We start from the raw sequence: 16,866 nt of genomic DNA on the forward strand, positions 1-16,866 counted from the left end.
TGCGCCGGGCCGCGTCCGCCAGGCCCGCTCCACCGAGCCCGCCCGGCCGGGCCAGGCCCGCCGGACCGCGCAAACCCCTGCATTTCGTCACAACCTCTTATGGTAAAGCAAAAGGCGCGCGAGGGCACGCACGTTCGCGCATCACCGCGCCGCTTCGCACTATAATAGGCAGATCGAGACAACGAGAGCGACAGGACGTGACCCATGAGCGAGATCAAGTGCCCCCACTGCGGGAAGACCTTCGTCGTCGACGAGAGCGGCTACGCCGAGCTTCTGCGCCAGGTGCGCAGCGAGGAGTTCGCCCGCGAGATCGCCGCGCAGAGAAAGCAGGTCGAAGCAGCCGCGAAGGCGCGCGAGGAAGCCGCCGCCGCGCGCGCCCAGGCGGAGCTCGCCGAGGCCGTCACTGCGAAGGACGCCGAGATCGCCAAGCTCGCCTCGCAGCTCGACTCCCAGCGCGAGGCCGCGCGCGCCCAGGTCGAGCTCGCCGCGCGCGAGGCCGCCGACGCGCAGGCCCGCGCGCTGCAGGAGGCCGAGCGCGAGCGGGACGCGCTCAAGGCGCAGCTCGAAGCGCAGGCCGCGCGCGCCGAAGCCGAGACGAAGCTCGCCCTGCAGCAAGCCGAGCACGAGATCGGCGCGCTCAAGGCCCAGCTCGCCTCCCAGGCCGATCGCGCCGAGGCCGCAGCCGAGCTCGCCCTGCAGAAGGAGCGCGCCCGCGCCGCCGAAGAGGCCCGCGCCGCCGAGCGGAAGCGCGACGAGCAGGCCCGCGCCGCCGAGCGCGCCTGGGATCAGCAGTCCCGCGCCGCCGAGCGCGCCATCGCCGAGCTCAAGTCGCAGCTCGACCTCGCCAAGCTCGACCAGGAGCGCGTCGCGGCGCAGCACCAGACCGAGCTCGCCACGCGGGAGGCCCTCATGCAGGAGCAGATCGACGCGCGCGACCGCGAGATCGACAACATCAAGCACATGCGCGCCGAACTGTCGGTGAAGATGATCGGCGAGAGCCTCGAGCAGTTCTGCGAGAACGAGTTCAACAAGCTGCGCGCCACCGCCTTCAGGACCGCCTACTTCCAGAAGGACAACGACGCGAAGGACGGATCGAAGGGCGACTACATCTACCGCGAGCGCGACGAGGACGGCAACGAGGTCGTCTCCATCATGTTCGAGATGAAGAACGAGGCCGACGACTCCACGCACAAGAAGCGCAACGAGGACCACTTCGCCAAGCTCCATCGCGACCGCACCGCCAAGGGCTGCGAGTACGCCGTGCTCGTGTCGCTGCTCGAGCGCGACAGCGACCTGTACAACACCGGCATCGTCGACGTGTCGTACTCGTCGGGCTTCGAGAAGATGTACGTGATCCGCCCGCAGTTCTTCATCCCGCTCATCACGCTCATCCGCAACGCCGCGCTGCGCTCGCTCGACTACCGCCGCGAGCTCGCCGAGGTGCGCCAGCAGAACGTCGACGTCACCTACTTCGAGGACCAGCTCGAGGACTTCAAGGGCAAGTTCGAACGCAACTGCACGCTCGCGCGCACCAAGTTCCAAGCCGCCGTCAAGGACATCGACGCCACCATCAAGAAGCTCGAGAAGATCCGCGACGAGCTCACGAGCTCGGACAACAACCTGCGCCTGGCCAACAACAAGCTCTCCGACATCACCGTGAAGCGCCTGACGCGCAAGAACCCCACGATGAAGGAGAAGTTCGCCGAGGCGCGCGCGGCGAAGGAGTCCGGCGAAGTGCCCCCCTACGCCCCCGAAAAGGAGTGGGAGGAAGTCGTGGAGGCCGAGCTCATCGAAGTGGAGGACGCCGAAGGATAGCAAAGGGTAGCGGCGCCCGCCCAGAGCAGACGGCGCTTGAAGAAGCTTGGGGCAGCAAAGTAACCTACAATTACAAGCGGTCAGATCAGCCCACCTGGCTTTGCTTCATCGAGCTGCCGAGGCAACGGGGACATGCTTGCTAAGCGTGGTGCTTTTGGTTGACCCTCGCCTCGCACGCGTCAGATCAACTTTTCATCGCCTGTCACCAAAGTCTGCGCCCCCTAACGTTGCGCCAAGTATGGAAAGTTAGGGCTGACTATGATATGCAGTAAGCGGAGGCTTTAAGTACCAGGCATCGAAGATTCGTTGACATTCGAGAGGATGATGGTAGGATGAGCAATGACAGAGCCGGGGGTATCCGCCATAGCGCGCGTATAAAGCCCCCGGCCGTTTCGTTTTCTGAGATGTTCGAGCCAAAGACGAGCGAGCCTTCTCCGCTCCGCATCGCAGACCTCGGATCCATGGCGAAGCGTCGCGGCTTCTCCGACGGAGAAGCTCCTCAGAGTACCGCAATTCTGAATCGCATCGGGTACCAACATGCGAGCAGCTATTTCGACCTCTTCAAAAAACCCGATGGGACGGTAGAAAACGACGCCTCCATGAAGGAGCTTAACCGCGTTATCCTGTTTGACAGGAAATACCAGGCTTTGCTATTCGAGCATATAGGCTTGTTTGAGCTGCAATTCAGGGCGCAGTATGCCTACCACATGTCAGAGAAGAGAGGGGCCTTCGCCCATCGCAATCCAAAGAACTTCAAGGATAGGGATCACTTCAACGAATTCCTCAAAAGATACGGCAGTGAGTACAACAGGCAAATCAGAAACCACAATCCCGATATCACGAAGGCGAACGAAAAATACGGGGACGCCCCCACTTGGCTCGCCGTTGAGATAATGTCCTTCGGAACGCTATCGATGCTTTACAACAACACCAAGAGCAAAGACGTGAGGAAGGGCGTCGCCATGTCCTTCGGATGCACTGCAGAAGAATTGTCGAGCTGGGCAAGGTGTCTGTCAGGAGCGCGAAACACGTGCGCACATTTCGGAAGGCTCTGTGGGACGCAGCTGACGTCGAAGCCAAGGACAATCAGCGGGACGAAGGGATGGGACAATGGGAGCCCGTTCTATGTCGCCCTGATCCTGCTTTACGTATTCAGAACATGCGATTTCTTCGACGATGACGCCACGCTGTCCTACAACCTCTCGATGATGTGCGACCTGCTGCAGCTGTTCAACGACTTCGACGACGTCTTGACTCGATGCGGCGTACCACGGAACTGGCTCAGCATGATGATAGACAAGCGCGTCACTGGACTGGACATCGCCTTGGCGAACGACTTCGCGCAGAACAGGGGAAAGCCAGGCAGAACGTGGCTGACCGTCAAAAGGGAGGACGGAACGGTGTCGAGACTTGCTTAATGCAGCAAGCCCTGCGCATGTGGGCTGACGTCCAGTCGTGGCTATCAGACTCGCCAAAAGCCTAGCCAAGCTTGCAATGACCACGCTCAGGAAGATCGGAGGCTTCGCAGTGCAAAACGAGGTCACGGAGACCAACAAGCTCAGAATATCCTGCGTCATACCGATCCGGCGCTACCGCCCCAAAACGCCCGAGGAGCGACTCGAGCGCCTGCTAGACGAAGCCGAGCGTGACATCTGCGCAGGGAGCGTATCGGACGCCCGTGCCGGCCTTGCAGCGATAAGGGACCGCAACGGGTTGCGCAGCCCGCCTGCGCGCCTCGGGCGCCGCCGGCCTGCGTGAGCGGCGCCTTTTTGTTTCTGGTTTATTAAAAGATCGTCACGCGGGAAAGCGCGACCATATAATGGCGGCATCCGCGTAACGCAAGGATACTGCACTTGCAGCCCGCAAGCGCAGCGTACGCGCTCGCGGGAGGTCAATCATCCATGAGGAGGTCCGAATTGAGTTACGTTGAGAACGTCATCGAGCAGGTCAAGGCGAAGAACGCCGAGCAGCCTGAGTTCATTCAGGCCGTCACCGAGGTCCTGCAGTCCTTGGAGCCGGTCATCGAGGCCCATCCCGAGTACGAGGCCGCCGGCCTCCTCGAGCGCATCGTCGAGCCCGAGCGCGTCATCATGTTCCGCGTCCCCTGGGTTGACGACGAGGGCAAGGTCCAGGTCAACCGCGGCTTCCGCGTGCAGTTCAACAGCGCCATCGGCCCCTACAAGGGCGGCCTGCGCCTGCATCCGTCGGTGAACCTCGGCATCATCAAGTTCCTCGGCTTCGAGCAGATCTTCAAGAACAGCCTGACCACGCTGCCCATGGGCGGCGGCAAGGGCGGCAGCGACTTCGACCCGAAGGGCAAGTCCGACGCCGAGGTCATGCGCTTCTGCCAGTCCTTCATGACCGAGCTCATGCGCCACATCGGCGCTGACACCGACGTGCCGGCCGGCGACATCGGCACCGGCGCACGTGAGATCGGCTTCATGTTCGGCCAGTACAAGCGCCTGAAGAACTGCTTCGAGGGCGTCCTCACCGGCAAGGGCCTCCCCTTCGGCGGCTCGCTCGCCCGCACCGAGGCCACCGGCTACGGCCTCATCTACATCGTCGAGGAGTACCTCAAGTGCCACGACGACTCCTTCGAGGGCAAGACCGTGACGGTGCACGGCTCGGGCAACGTGGCCATCTACGCCACGCAGAAGGCCCAGCAGCTCGGCGCGAAGGTCGTCACGCTGTCCGACTCCACCGGCTGGATCTACGACGAGAACGGCATCGACGTGGCGCTCGTGCAGCAGATCAAGGAAGTCGAGCGCGGCCGCATCTCCGAGTACGCCGCCCGCCGCGAGGGCGTCGTCTACCACGAGGGCCGCTACGACTGGAGCGTGGCCTGCGACATCGCGCTGCCCTGCGCGAGCCAGAACACGCTGCTGCTCGAGGACGCCAAGCGCCTCGTCGAGAACGGCTGCAAGATCGTGGCCGAGGGCGCGAACATGCCCACCACGCTTGACGCCACCGAGTACCTGCAGGACGCCGGCGTGGTGTTCCTGCCCGGCAAGGCTGCCAACGCTGGCGGCGTGGCCACCTCCGGCCTCGAGATGTCGCAGAACTCCGAGCGCCTCTCCTGGACGTTCGAGGAAGTCGACGCGAAGCTCAAGGGCATCATGATCTCCATCTACCATGCCGCCGACGACGCCGCGAAGCGCTACGGGCATGAGGGCAACTACGTGATGGGCGCCAACATCGCCGGCTTCGAGAAGGTCGCCGCCGCCATGATGGCCCAGGGCATCGTGTAAGGCCCCGCCTTCCACGTCGCATGCGCCGCGCGGGTGCCCCCGCCCGCGCGACCATGAGCCCCCGCCTCGGTCACGAGACGGGGGCTTTTTCGTGCATTCTGCCCCCACCGCGACGCGCCTGCGCCAAGCCTGCGCTAAGCTTCTCGGCATGAGAAAAACCACTCGGAGAAAACCTGCGCGAAAGCCCGCACGAAGACCCGCGCGAAGGCTTGCGCGATCACCGCTTATCATCCTCGTCGCCGCCATCGTCGCGGCCCTCGCCTGCGCGATGCTCGCCTTGGGCACGTGCGCCGCCGAATCCCCGCGCGCGACCGGTCCCTCCGCGGCCTTCGTCTCCGACAAGATGTACGACTGGGCGAACCTGCGCGACGTCGGCGGACGGCTCGTCTACGAGGAGGGCGGGCAGGTCACCTCGCGCGCGGGGATCGACGTCTCCGAGCACCAGGGGTACATCGACTGGGAGGCCGTCGCAGCTGACGGCATCGACTTCGCCATGGTGCGCGCGGGCAGCCGCGGGGCCACGGAGGGCGGGCTCGCCGTCGACGACTACTTCGCCTACAACCTCGACGGCGCCACGCGGGCGGGGCTTGACGTGGGCGTCTACTTCTTCTCGCAGGCCGCCACCGAGCAGGAGGCCGTCGAAGAGGCCGACTTCGTGCTCGAGCTCCTCGGCGGCGCGGCGCTCTCCTACCCCGTCGCCTACGACCACGAGCGCATCGCTGGCATAAGCGGGCGCGCCGACGCGCTCACCCCCGAGCAGATGACCGCGAACGCGCGCGCCTTCTGCGACCGCATCGCGCAAGCGGGCTACGCCGCGATGATCTACGGGAACGCGGGCGACCTGGCCCGCTACCAGCTCGCCGAGCTCGGCGGGTACGGCGTGTGGTTCGCCGAGTACGGCGTGAGCGCGCCGAAGCGCAACCGGGACCTGGCCATCTGGCAGTACAGCAACGAGGGCCGCGTGGCAGGCATCGACACCGTCGTCGACCTGGACATCCGCCTCGCCGGCTGACGCGGAACTCCTTACAGCGAGGTTATCACGCGCGCCGAGGGGACGTTGTTGGAGCTGAGCAGCACGACGCCGACCTGCCCCTTCTCCGGCGAGCGCGTGACGAGCGTGCCGTCGCGCGTCTCGCCGTCAACCGAGATCCCCTCTGAGTCGGTCGTCACGATGACCACGTCAGTCCCCTCGTACGTGGCGAGGTAGGAGGCGCGCGGCGTCAGGCACACCACCACGTCGACGTCGCGGCTGTCGAAGTACGCGAGGTAGCGCTTGAGGCGCACGCTGTTCGTGTACGTGTTGATGGAGTAGACGCCCACGCGCTTGCCGTTCACGTAGAACACCTGCAGGTCAGCGTAGTAGTCGGCGTCGGCGACGTTCAGCGTGAGCGCATGCGCGCCCTTGTCCTCGTACAGACGGCACACGTCCGACGCATACACCGCCTCCTCGCCCTCCTCGACGGGACGCGGGACGATCGACAGGATGCCGAGGCCGATGCTGTCCGCAGCCGAGGGAGGCTCGTCCTTGGCGGCCTCGGCGCTGCGGTCGGGGAACACGATCGAGAACCCGGGCGGGTCGGGAACGGGAATGGAGGAGCCTTCGGGATCGGCAGCGCCGGAATCGCCTGCGGCTGAATCAGAGCCGGCGGAACCCTCAGGGCTCTCGGCAGGCGCGCCAGCCGCGTCGGGTGAAGGATCGTTCGCAGGATCAGTCGCTCCCCCAGCCGCGGCGCCTTCGGGATCGGCAGCGGCGCCAGCTGCACCCCCGGCCGCTTCGCCCGCGTCAGCAGACGCGGCAGGCTCGGCGGGACCCGCGGCGACGACCTTCTCAGGCTCGGGCTCGGGTTCGACCACGCCCGCATACACGATCGCCGTGTAGCCGTCCATGCGCCCCATCGTGTCGTCGACGAACGACGCAGCGATGCTCCACGAGCGGCCCGTCGTGAAGTAGCTCGTCAGCACCACCCCCGCGAACGCGACGAGCAGCACGAACAGGACGAGCGCTATTTTCTCCCGTGTCCGTTTTTGCATAATGGCTCATTATAGAGCATCGAGCCAGCCAATCAGCGAACACGCCCCCGACCTGCGATTGTATTACCAAAAGGAGAACGGCGGGGACGATGGAGCCAAGGACGGCCAAGGGCGGCAGCCGCCCTTGGCCTTAGAGAAACTCCCGTACCTGGCGCTTGCACTCCAGGAACTCGGGCGTGAGGGCGAAGTCGGGAGTGCGCGCCGCCGGCCCCTCGACAGCCACGTCGGCGGCGATGCGGCCCTCGGCGAGCACGAGCACGCGGTCGGAGAGCAGCACCGCCTCGTCGATGTCGTGCGTGACGAACAGCACCGAGAGTCCCAGCCGCCGCTGCATCTCAAGGAACCACGCGTGCAGCTCCGACTTGGTGATGGCGTCGAGTGCCGAGAAGGGCTCGTCGAGGAGCATCACGTCACGCGAGAAGAGGTACGTGCGGGCGAGCGCCGCCCGCTGACGCATACCGCCGGACAGCTGGGACGGCCACAGGTCGCCGGCGCCCGCGAGGCCGAAGCTGGGCAGGAGGGCCTCGGCCTCGGCCCGCGCCGCCGCCTTCGCGGCGCCGCGCAGCCGCAGCGGCAGGCCCACGTTGTCCGCCACCCGCATGCTCTCCAGCAGCAGGTCCTTCTGCATCATGTAGCTCACGTGCCCCGTCAAGCCGTCGATCGGCCGCCCGTCCAGCAGCACGCGCCCCTCGTCAGGCGCCAGCAGGCCGGATATCACGTTGAAGAGCGTGGTCTTCCCGCCGCCGCTCGCGCCCAGCAGGCTCACGAGCTCGCCGCGGTGCAGCTCAAGCGACACGCCGCGCAGCACAGGGCGCCCCTCAAAGGAGACGGCCACGTCCTGCACGTGCAGAAGAGGGCGCTTCTCCTCCGGGCGCGAGGCGCTGCCGCCGGTGGTCCCAGCGGCAGCGGCCCCAACAGCGCCGGCAGCGCCGCCGGCAGCCCTGGCGGCAGCGTCGCCTCCGACGGCCCCAGCCCCAACGACGTTCGATATAAGGCGCTCCTCGCCCATGGGCTACAGGTACTCGTTGGTGAAGCCGGACGTCGGGTCGAGCGCGGCGTCGATCAACTGGTTGTCCAGCAGCCACTGGTAGAAGGCGCTCCAGCGGCCGGAGTCGATGACGCCCCACGCCGCCGCGTCCGCGCGGTACTGGTCAGCCAGGTAGCGCTGGGACGCGCGGATGAGGTCCTCGGAGCCCGCCAGCTCCGGCACCTGCTCCATCAGGATGTCCGCCGCCGCATCCGGGTCGTCGATGGCGAACTCGTACCCCTTCTTCAAAGCCGCCAGGAACTTCTTGGCCACGTCCGGGTGCTGCTCCAGGTACTCGTCATTGCCGATGACCACCGGCGTGTAGTAGTCGAACACCGGGTCGATGTCGGCGAAGCTGAAGTAGTCGGTGTCCAAGCCGGCCACGTCGCAGGCCACGCCGCCCCATCCGCGGAACACCCAGATGGCGTCAACCTGCTTCGACTGGAGCGCCGAGACCTCGTCGGTCACTGACTCCGGGTACAGCTCCACCTTGGCGAAGTCGCCGCCGTCATCCTTCATCACCTGAGCGATCGTCGCCTGCTCCACCGGCATCTCCCACGTGGCGTACTTATGCCCCTCGAGGCCGCGCGGACGGTCCATCCCCTCGCCCGCCCGGGAGATGATGCCGGACGTGTTGTGCTGGATGATCGCCGCCACCGCCGTGATGGGCATGGCGTCATCGCCGACGAGCGCCGGCGCCAGGGTGTCCTGGAAGCTCACCCCGAACTGGGCCTTCCCCGAAGCCACCAGCGGCTCGGCCGCGCCGTCGGGAGGCTGGACCACCTCGACGTCCAGCCCCTGCTCGGCGAAGTAGCCCTTCGCGGCGGCCACGTAGAGGCCCGTGTGGTTGGTGTTGGGCGTCCAGTCCAGCGCGAACGTGATCTTCTCCGTCGGCTGGGAGGTCCCGCCTGCGCTCTCGCCGGACGCGGCCGACGAGCCCGAGCCCTGGGGCGCCTGCCCGCCGCAGCCGGCGAGCGCCAGGGCCAGCACGGTCCCGCACGCCGCGGCGGCGATGAGGGCCGCCCTCTTCAAGTGCCTTGAACGTTTCATCATTTCTCCTTTTCGGAATGTACGTGACGCCACGGCATCGCGCGCCGCTCGACGAGGCCCACCAGCATCATGAGCACGAGCGAGATCGCCGACACCACGAATATCACGGCAAACATCTTGTCGAAGGCGAACGCCTTCTGAACACGGGTCATGTAGACGCCCAGCCCGCTGAACCCGCCCAGCCATTCGCTGACGACCGCCCCCACCACCGCGTACGCGGCGGCGATGCGCAGGCCCGAGAAGAACTCCGGCAGCGCGCCGGGAATCTTGACGAAGCGGAACACCTGCCAGCGGCTGGCTCCCATGGAGCGCATCAGGCTCACCTCGTCCGGGTCGACCGACTGGAACCCCTGCAGCAAGCCGACCGCCACGGGGAAGAACGTCACAAGCGCCACGAGCACCACCTTCGGCGCGATGCCGTAGCCCAGCCACAGCACCAGAAGCGGCGCGATGGCGACCACGGGGACCGTCTGGCTGAGGACCAGCAGCGGGTAGACGGCGCGGCGCAACGTTACGAACGCGTCCATGAGCACTGCGAACGCGAAGCCCGCCGCCACGCCCGCCGCCAGGCCGAGCGCCGCCTCCTGGAGCGTCACGAGCGTGTGGTGCGCGAGCAACGCGCCGTCCTCGGGGAACACCGCCAGCACGTCTCCCGGCGAGGGGAGCATGTAGCGCGGCACCGCCCCGCTCGTGGCCAGCACCTGCCACAGCGCCAGCAGCGCCACGAGCGCGATCGTCGCCGGAAGGTATTTTTTCGCAAGTCGCTTCACGTTCAGTCCTCATGTGGTCGAAGGAGGGCGCCAGGGCACGGCGGCGGAGCGGAGGCAAGCCAAAGGAGGCCTGAGATCCACTCCGCCGAAGGCGGAGTTAGCTCAGGGCGACGACGCGTCGGAGCGGAGCCGCCGCGTCCTGGCGCCCGGACAGCCCCGAGGCGGCATCAACGCCGACAACGCTAGCCGATATGGTGCTTCGTGACCTTGCGGTCGATCGAGAGCACCTCGCCCTCCGGCTTCCACTCCACCTTGATGTAGGCGGTCACCTTGGGGGCGCCAGCGGCGATGGCCACGTGCTGGCACTCCTTCAAGACGTCCATCAGCTGGTCGTAGTCGTCCCCCTCGATGGTGGTCTCGAACGGCCCCACGTAGTAGGACAGGCCGGTGGACTTGATGTAGTCGATCACCTCGTCGACGATGCGCACCACCTCGTCATCGTCGAGCGTGGCGGGCAGCACCTGGATGGCGACGCTTGCTTGCATGGAAAACTCCTCACGGTCGAGAAAAACAAAGGCCCCGCCTGCGAAATGCAAGCGGGGCCTCATGCGCTCAACCGGTGTCACGCTAAGTCCCTACGCTGGCATTACCCAGATCAGGTTCGCGGGTCGCAGGAGCACCTGCCTCTCAGCCCTTCAATTCGGGCTCCCCGTAGCAAGGGCCATTGTGGGCGATGCGCCCCGGCTTGTCAAGCGGCCTTCGGCATGCGGACGAAAGAGGCCCGGGCGGGCGGCACGCGCGACCAGCGCGACCAGCGACCAGCCGCAGGCGCCCGGCGCACATGCGGATGCAAGCTGCCTCCCCTCTTCCGGCAAACGATGAAGCACGTCCTCGCCCCGCCAGCGCAGGCCTATGGGGCATTACCTCTCGTCCTGGCGCTCCTCCGCCTGTGCGAAGCGGCGGTCCTGCTCGAGCATCCGCTTGACGAAGGCGCCGGTGTAGCTGCCCTCGACCTCGGCCACCTCCTCGGGCGTCCCCGTGGCCACGATGCGGCCGCCGCGCACGCCGCCCTCGGGCCCGAGGTCGATGAGATGGTCAGCGCACTTGATCACGTCGAGGTTGTGCTCGATCACGAGCACGGTGTTCCCCGCGTCAACGAGGCGCTGCAGCACGATGAGCAGCTGCCGCACGTCCTCGAAGTGCAGCCCGGTGGTGGGCTCGTCGAGGATGTAGAACGTCTTGCCGCTCTGGCGCTTCTGCAGCTCGCTCGCGAGCTTGACGCGCTGCGCCTCGCCGCCCGAGAGCGTGGTGGCGGGCTGACCCAGGCGGATGTAGCCCAGGCCCACGTCGAACAGCGTCTGCAGCTTGCGGCGGATGCCCGGGATGTTCTCGAAGAAGGCGAGCGCCTCCTCGACCGTCATGTCAAGGACCTGCGCGATGCTCTTGCCGCGGTAGGTGACCTGGAGCGTCTCGCGGTTGTAGCGGTTGCCGCCGCACACCTCGCATGGCACGTACACGTCGGGCAGAAAGTGCATCTCTATCTTGATCTGCCCGTCGCCCTTGCACGCCTCGCAGCGTCCGCCGCTCACGTTGAACGAGAAGCGGCCCGGGGCGTAGCCGCGCGCCTTCGCCTCCGCCGTGGAGGCGAACAGCGCGCGGATGTCATCCCACAGCCCGATGTAGGTGGCGGGGTTCGAGCGCGGCGTGCGCCCGATGGGGCTCTGGTCGATGTTGATGACCTTGTCGAGCTTCTCCGTGCCCGTGATCTTGCGGTACGCGCCCGTGCGGCGGTGCGCGTGGTTCAGCCGGTTGGCGAGCGCCGGCGCCAGCGTGTCGGTCACGAGCGAGCTCTTGCCCGAGCCCGACACGCCCGTGACCACCGTCAGCGTGCCGAGCGGCACCTCGACGGTGACGTTTCGCAGGTTGTTCTCGGCGGCGCCCGTCATCTTGAGCGACCCGCGCCTGGGATGGCGGCGCGTCGGCGGCACCGCGATGCGGCGGCGCCCCGCGAGGTAGTCGGCCGTGAGCGAGCCCTGCGCGCGCATGATCTCCTCGGGCGTGCCCGCGGCGATCACCGCCCCGCCGTGCTCGCCCGCGCCCGGCCCCATGTCCACCACGAAGTCAGCCGCGCGGATGGTGTCCTCGTCGTGCTCAACCACGATCACGGTGTTGCCCAGGTCGCGCAGGCGCTCGAGCGTCGCGATCAGGCGCTCGTTGTCGCGCTGGTGCAGGCCGATCGAGGGCTCGTCGAGGATGTAGAGCACGCCCATGAGGCCCGCGCCGATCTGCGTGGCCAGCCGGATGCGCTGCGCCTCGCCGCCGGAGAGCGTGGCCGTGGCGCGCTCGAGCGTGAGGTAGTCGAGCCCGACGTCGACCAGGAAGCGCAGGCGCGCCTTGATCTCCTTCACGATGGGCCCCGCGATGACGCCGTCCTGGCCCGCGAAGCTCAGGCCCTCGAAGAACTCGAGCGAGTCCTTCGCCGACAGCTCGGTGACGTCGTGGATGGACTTCCCGCCGACCGTCACCGCCAGGATCTCGGGGCGCAGGCGCCGCCCCTTGCACGTCTTGCAGGGGATGGTGGCGAAGTACGCGGAGAGCTTCTCGCGCTGGGAGTCGCTCTGGGCCTCGGAGTAGCGGCGCTTGACCGCCTCCAAGACGCCCTCCCACTCGATGAACCAGTAGGTGTCGCGGCCGTCCACCGTGACGTAGTCGACGCGCACCTTCTCCTTGCCCAGGCCGTGCAGAAGCGCCTTCTGGCTCTGGGGCTTCATGTCCTCCCATGGCGCGGAGGGGTCCTCGCCCAGGTGGATCGCCACGGCGCGCAGCACCTGCGGGTAGTAGTTGCCGCTCTTGAACGGCGCCACCGCGCCCTCCGCGAGGGACAGCGACGGGTCGGGGATGACGAGTGACGGGTCCACCTCGTCGCGACTGCCCAGGCCCAGGCAGTCGGGGCAGGCGCCGTACGGCGCGTTGAACGAGAAGTCGCGCGGCTGGAGCTCGTCGAGGGAGTGGCCGTGCTCGGGGCACGCGAGCGCCAGCGAGAACAGGTGCTCGCCCGCGCCCAGGCCGCCCGTGGCGCCCGACGACGTGGCCGCGGCCGGCCCCTGCGGCTTGCCGTCAGGCCCCATGACCTGCACGAGCACGCGCCCCTCGGCGAGCTTGCAGGCGAGCTCGACCGCCTCGGCGACGCGGCTTACGGCCGAGGGCTTGAGCGTCACGCGGTCGACCACCACGTCGATGAAGTGCTTGATCTTCTTGTTGAGCGTGAGCGGCTCGTCCCCGAGCCTCATGATCTCCCCGTCCACGCGCACGCGCGAGAAGCCCTCCTTCTGCAGGTCGGCGAAGAGCTTGGTGAACTCGCCCTTGCGGCCCGTGACCACGGGCGCCATCAGGATGGCGCGGCGCTCCTCGCCCATCCCGAGCTTGACGATCTCGTCAGTGACCTGGTCAGTGGTCTGCTTCTTGATCTCGCGCCCGCACTCGGGGCAGTGCGGCACGCCCACGCGCGCGTACAGCAGGCGCAGGTAGTCGTAGATCTCCGTGGTGGTGCCCACCGTGGAGCGCGGGTTTCTCGACGTGGTCTTCTGGTCGATGGAGACCGCCGGCGACAAGCCGTCAATGGAGTCGAGGTCGGGCTTGTTCATCTGCCCGAGGAACATGCGCGCGTAGCTGGAGAGGCTCTCGACGTAGCGGCGCTGCCCCTCGGCGTACATGGTGTCGAAGGCCAGGCTCGACTTCCCCGATCCCGACAGGCCCGTGATGACCACGAGCTGGTCACGCGGTATGGTGAGGTCGACGTTCTTCAGATTGTGCTCGCGCGCACCCTTGATGACGATTTCGCTTTGTCCCATGAGCTTCGCTTTCCTGCTCGTTCGTTTTCTCGAACACGCATTGTAGCTCAAAAAGCGAAACTTTGTTCGTAAAATATGCGGCGTTTTCCGCGACTTCAGCGATTTCGCACATCTCGCTCGGCGCGACGCGGGCGCACGCTCAGCGCGCTGCACCGCGCTCGACGTGACGCACCCGCACCTTTGCCCTGCGCCTCTGCAGCTGGAAGCGTCGGCACGTTCGCTGCGGGGGAAGCGGCGCGCCTACATGAAGAACGGGGCGAACGACAGGGCGGTCAGGGCGGCGGCGAACAGGGCGCGGGCTTTCTTGCGGCTCATGGCGACCTCCTTTGCGACGAGGCGTTTCCGATGCCGCCAGCATACGGGGAGCAGAGCGCGCCCACGGGACGCGGCCGGCATCCGTCAGCGCCCCACCGCCAACCCGTAACCGCCCCGGAATGTCCTGGGGCTAGACGACGGTCGGCCCGTAGACCAGCGCGAGAACGTCTACCACCTCGCCGTCGAAACGATAGGCTATGACGAACGTGGAGACGGGTATCTTCCCAAGCCACTTCCGTATCGCGCGCGCAGGCTCTCGCGCACATCACCGTTTCGGGGGTCTGAGAGCGACCTGGCATGACGCTCGGCGCCCCTACCCGCGGGGGTGAGCCTGGGCGTGGACGGCACGCAGGCGCTCGGGCGAGACGTGCGTGTAGATCTGCGTGGTGGACAGGCTCGCGTGCCCGAGCATCTCCTGGACGCTGCGCAGGTCGGCGCCGCCGGAGAGCAGGTCGGTGGCGAAGGTGTGCCGCATAGCGTGGGGCGACAGGCTCTCGTCGAGCCCTGCCGCGCGCACCGTCGCCTTGAACATCTTGCGGATGGCATCGGTCGACATCCGGTTCCCGCGCGCAGAGACGAAGAAGAACTCGGATTCCCTCCCCCTCAGCAGCTGGGGTCGGCCCTTTGCGGCGTAGGCGCGCATGGCTTGCGCGGCGAGCTCGTGGATGGGGATGATGCGCTCCTTCGCGCCCTTGCCGAACACCTTCACCTGGCCGCGCGCGAGGTCGACGTCGGCCGCCTTGAGGCCCGACGCCTCCGACACGCGCGCGCCGCACGCGTAGAGGAGCTCGAGCAGGGCCAGGTCGCGCAAGTCCTCGCAGGTCTGATCGCGCGGAGTGCCGTCGAGGGCGCGCGGGGCATGCACCGACAGAAGCCGCGCCATGTCAGCCGGCTTGATCACCTTCGGCAGGCTCCGGGGCGTCTTGGGGCCCTGCAACACGCTCGCGGGATCGGCGTCCACGCGGCCCTCGCCCACCAGCCAGCGGAAGAAGCTGCGCAGCGCCGACAGGCGCCGGTTCACCGTGGTGCGACGGTAGCGCGCCTGGTCGAGCTCGCCCAGGTAGAGGCGCAGCTGCTTGTGCGTGACGCGCAGCGGGTCAAGCGAGGCGCGCGCGGCCCAGCGCAGGTAGTCGGTCAGGTCGACGCGGTAGTTGCGCACGGTGTGCGCGCTCGCATTGCGCTCGACGACGAGCGCGCGGCAGAAGCCCTCGACGTGCTCCGCGCCGGGAAGCGCGGAGGCGTGCTCGGGCGAGCATGCGAGCGCTTCGGATGCGCGCGCGGATTCGACCTCGCCAGCGGCGGTCGCCTGCTCTACAGCCGCAGCCTCAGCCGCGGGCCCATCAGGGCCGGACGTCATGCGCCCTCCCCTTCGCCCGCCAGCCCGCATCCAGCGGGCGAGTCCGCGTCCGCCGCGCTTCGCGAGGCCCACGCGGGGAGGAGCCCCGCCGCCTCGAGCGCGCTGCGGTAGCGCGCGAGCGCCTCGTTCGCGCGCACGGCGTAGGCGTGGTAGCGCGCCGCCTTGTTGCGGATGCGCTCGGGCAAAGGCGGCATGATGCCGAAGTTCACGTGCATGGGCTGGTAGTCGGCGGTCGCCGCATCGGTCGCATAGGCCAAAAGCGCGCCGTACACCGTCTCGCGCGGCAGCGCCGGCAGCGCAGCTCCGCGCAGGTCGGCCGCCACGGCGAGCGCCACGTGCAGCCCCGAGCGGATGGCCTCGCAGTACCCCTCCGTGCCCGCGAGCTGCCCCGCCACGTACACGGGCGCGGGAAGGGCGCGCGCAGCGGGCGTGGTCAGGCGCCCGTGCGCGTCGAGCAGGCGCGGCGCGTCGATGAACGTGTTGCGGTGCATGACGCCGAACCGCGCGAACTCGGCGCCCTCGAGGCCGGGGATCATGCGGAACACGCGCTTCTGCTCGGGGAAGGTGAGGTTGGTCTGAAACCCCACCAGGTTGTAGCTCGAGCCGAAGGCATCCTCGGCGCGCAGCTGCAGGGCCGCCCATGGGCGGCGCCCCGTGCGCGGGTCGGTGAGGCCGACCGGCTTCAAGGTGCCGAAGCGCGGGGCGTCATGTCCCGCGCGCGCGATCTCCTCAATGGGCTGGCAGGCTTGGAACAAATCCTTGCTCTCGAAGTCCTTCGCGATCACGCGGTCGGCGGCGAGCAGCGCCTCGATGAAGGCGTCGTACTCCTCACGCGTGAACGGCGCGTTGAGGTAGTCGCCCGCGCCTCCCGAGGCGTCCTCGTAGCGGCTCTGGCGGAAGAGCTTGCCGAAGTCGAGCGAGTCGGCCATGACCACCGGCGCCGCCGCGTCGTAGAACGCGAGCGACTCCGTGCCCGTGAGGCGCGCGATCGACGCCGCCAGCGCATCGGAGGTGAGCGGACCCGAGGCCAGCACCACCGCGTCGGCGCGCGCGGCCTCCGCCTCCACGTCGACGACTTCCTCGCGCACTACCTCGATGAGCGGGTGCGCCTCGACGAGCGCCGTCACGTCGCGCGAGAACTCCGTGCGATCCACCGCGAGCGCGCCGCCCGCCGCCACCTCATGGCGGCGGGCCGCCGAGAACACCTGCGACCCGAGCGCCTCGAGCTCGGCCTTGATGAGCCCCGCCGCGCTGTCGGGCTTCATGCTCTTGAGCGAGTTCGAGCACACGAGCTCGGCGAGGCCGTCCGTGTGGTGCACCGGCGTGGGAACGCGCGGGCGCATCTCCGCCAGGCGCACGCGCATGCCCGCGTCGGCGAGGGTGAGGGCGGCCTCGCTCCCCGCGAGGCCGCCGCCAACGATTGTCACGAGTTTTTTCATGCCGAGAAGGATACCAAACGAAC

Annotated in this window: 13 protein-coding genes and 1 riboswitch; of the genes, 5 read left to right on the plus strand and 8 right to left on the minus strand. The window is 67.6% G+C overall.

All coding sequences use genetic code 11. From position 1 onward, the window contains the following. Positions 1-204: 204 nt before the first annotated feature. The 5 genes from G7Y50_RS02415 (at position 205) to G7Y50_RS02435 (ending at position 6,075) form a co-directional block, all read left to right on the plus strand. A complete protein-coding gene (locus G7Y50_RS02415) occupies positions 205-1,815 on the plus strand; it encodes a DUF2130 domain-containing protein (protein ID WP_165048302.1) in 1,611 nt (536 codons plus the stop codon). A 332-nt stretch (positions 1,816-2,147) separates the two neighbouring features. Next, positions 2,148-3,233, plus strand: coding sequence for an Abi family protein (locus tag G7Y50_RS02420; RefSeq protein ID WP_165056923.1), 1,086 nt, complete (start codon positions 2,148-2,150; stop codon positions 3,231-3,233). 37 nt (positions 3,234-3,270) lie between these two features. Continuing rightward, positions 3,271-3,573 (plus strand): hypothetical protein, encoded by a 303-nt coding sequence (locus G7Y50_RS02425; protein WP_165048290.1) that lies wholly within the window; start codon positions 3,271-3,273, stop codon positions 3,571-3,573. A gap of 158 nt (positions 3,574-3,731) precedes the next feature. Beyond that, positions 3,732-5,063: an NADP-specific glutamate dehydrogenase gene (gene gdhA / locus G7Y50_RS02430; protein WP_165048286.1), complete on the plus strand. Its 1,332-nt coding sequence runs from the start codon at positions 3,732-3,734 to the stop codon at positions 5,061-5,063. Positions 5,064-5,331: 268 nt separating this feature from the next. Beyond that, entirely contained in the window at positions 5,332-6,075 is a 744-nt protein-coding gene (locus G7Y50_RS02435; RefSeq protein WP_370457961.1) for a glycoside hydrolase family 25 protein, read from the plus strand. A gap of 11 nt (positions 6,076-6,086) precedes the next feature. Here G7Y50_RS02435 and G7Y50_RS02440 read toward each other — a convergent pair whose 3' ends face one another. The 8 genes from G7Y50_RS02440 to trmFO all read right to left on the minus strand — a co-directional run bounded on the left by G7Y50_RS02440 (position 6,087) and on the right by trmFO (position 16,843). Then, positions 6,087-7,094 carry a hypothetical protein gene (locus G7Y50_RS02440; protein ID WP_165048281.1) on the minus strand — a complete coding sequence of 336 codons (1,008 nt, stop codon included), beginning with the start codon at positions 7,092-7,094 and terminating at the stop codon, positions 6,087-6,089. Between the two features lie 130 nt (positions 7,095-7,224). Further along, the gene (locus G7Y50_RS02445; protein WP_206214736.1) at positions 7,225-8,103 is read right to left on the minus strand and encodes an ABC transporter ATP-binding protein; all 879 of its coding nucleotides are present in this window, start codon (positions 8,101-8,103) and stop codon (positions 7,225-7,227) included. A 3-nt stretch (positions 8,104-8,106) separates the two neighbouring features. Next, positions 8,107-9,171, minus strand: coding sequence for an ABC transporter substrate-binding protein (locus G7Y50_RS02450; protein WP_165048274.1), 1,065 nt, complete (start codon positions 9,169-9,171; stop codon positions 8,107-8,109). After that, positions 9,171-9,941, minus strand: coding sequence for an ABC transporter permease (locus G7Y50_RS02455; RefSeq protein ID WP_206214737.1), 771 nt, complete (start codon positions 9,939-9,941; stop codon positions 9,171-9,173). The genes G7Y50_RS02450 and G7Y50_RS02455 overlap by 1 nt, the downstream gene beginning before the upstream one ends. Positions 9,942-10,123: 182 nt before the next feature. Then, the gene (locus tag G7Y50_RS02460) at positions 10,124-10,426 is read right to left on the minus strand and encodes a thiamine-binding protein (RefSeq protein ID WP_165048264.1); all 303 of its coding nucleotides are present in this window, start codon (positions 10,424-10,426) and stop codon (positions 10,124-10,126) included. Positions 10,427-10,494: 68 nt separating this feature from the next. Beyond that, positions 10,495-10,603, minus strand: a riboswitch (TPP riboswitch). 198 nt (positions 10,604-10,801) lie between these two features. Next, entirely contained in the window at positions 10,802-13,732 is a 2,931-nt protein-coding gene (gene uvrA, locus G7Y50_RS02465) for an excinuclease ABC subunit UvrA (RefSeq protein ID WP_165048251.1), read from the minus strand. A 628-nt stretch (positions 13,733-14,360) separates the two neighbouring features. Beyond that, the gene (locus G7Y50_RS02470; RefSeq protein WP_165048219.1) at positions 14,361-15,404 is read right to left on the minus strand and encodes a tyrosine recombinase; all 1,044 of its coding nucleotides are present in this window, start codon (positions 15,402-15,404) and stop codon (positions 14,361-14,363) included. After that, positions 15,401-16,843: a methylenetetrahydrofolate--tRNA-(uracil(54)-C(5))-methyltransferase (FADH(2)-oxidizing) TrmFO gene (gene trmFO / locus G7Y50_RS02475; protein ID WP_165048198.1), complete on the minus strand. Its 1,443-nt coding sequence runs from the start codon at positions 16,841-16,843 to the stop codon at positions 15,401-15,403. Before trmFO ends, G7Y50_RS02470 begins: the two co-directional genes overlap by 4 nt. Between the last annotated feature and the right edge of the window lie 23 nt (positions 16,844-16,866).

This window comes from Adlercreutzia sp. ZJ176 (assembly GCF_011038975.1).
In the GTDB taxonomy this organism is placed as follows: domain Bacteria; phylum Actinomycetota; class Coriobacteriia; order Coriobacteriales; family Eggerthellaceae; genus CAAEEV01.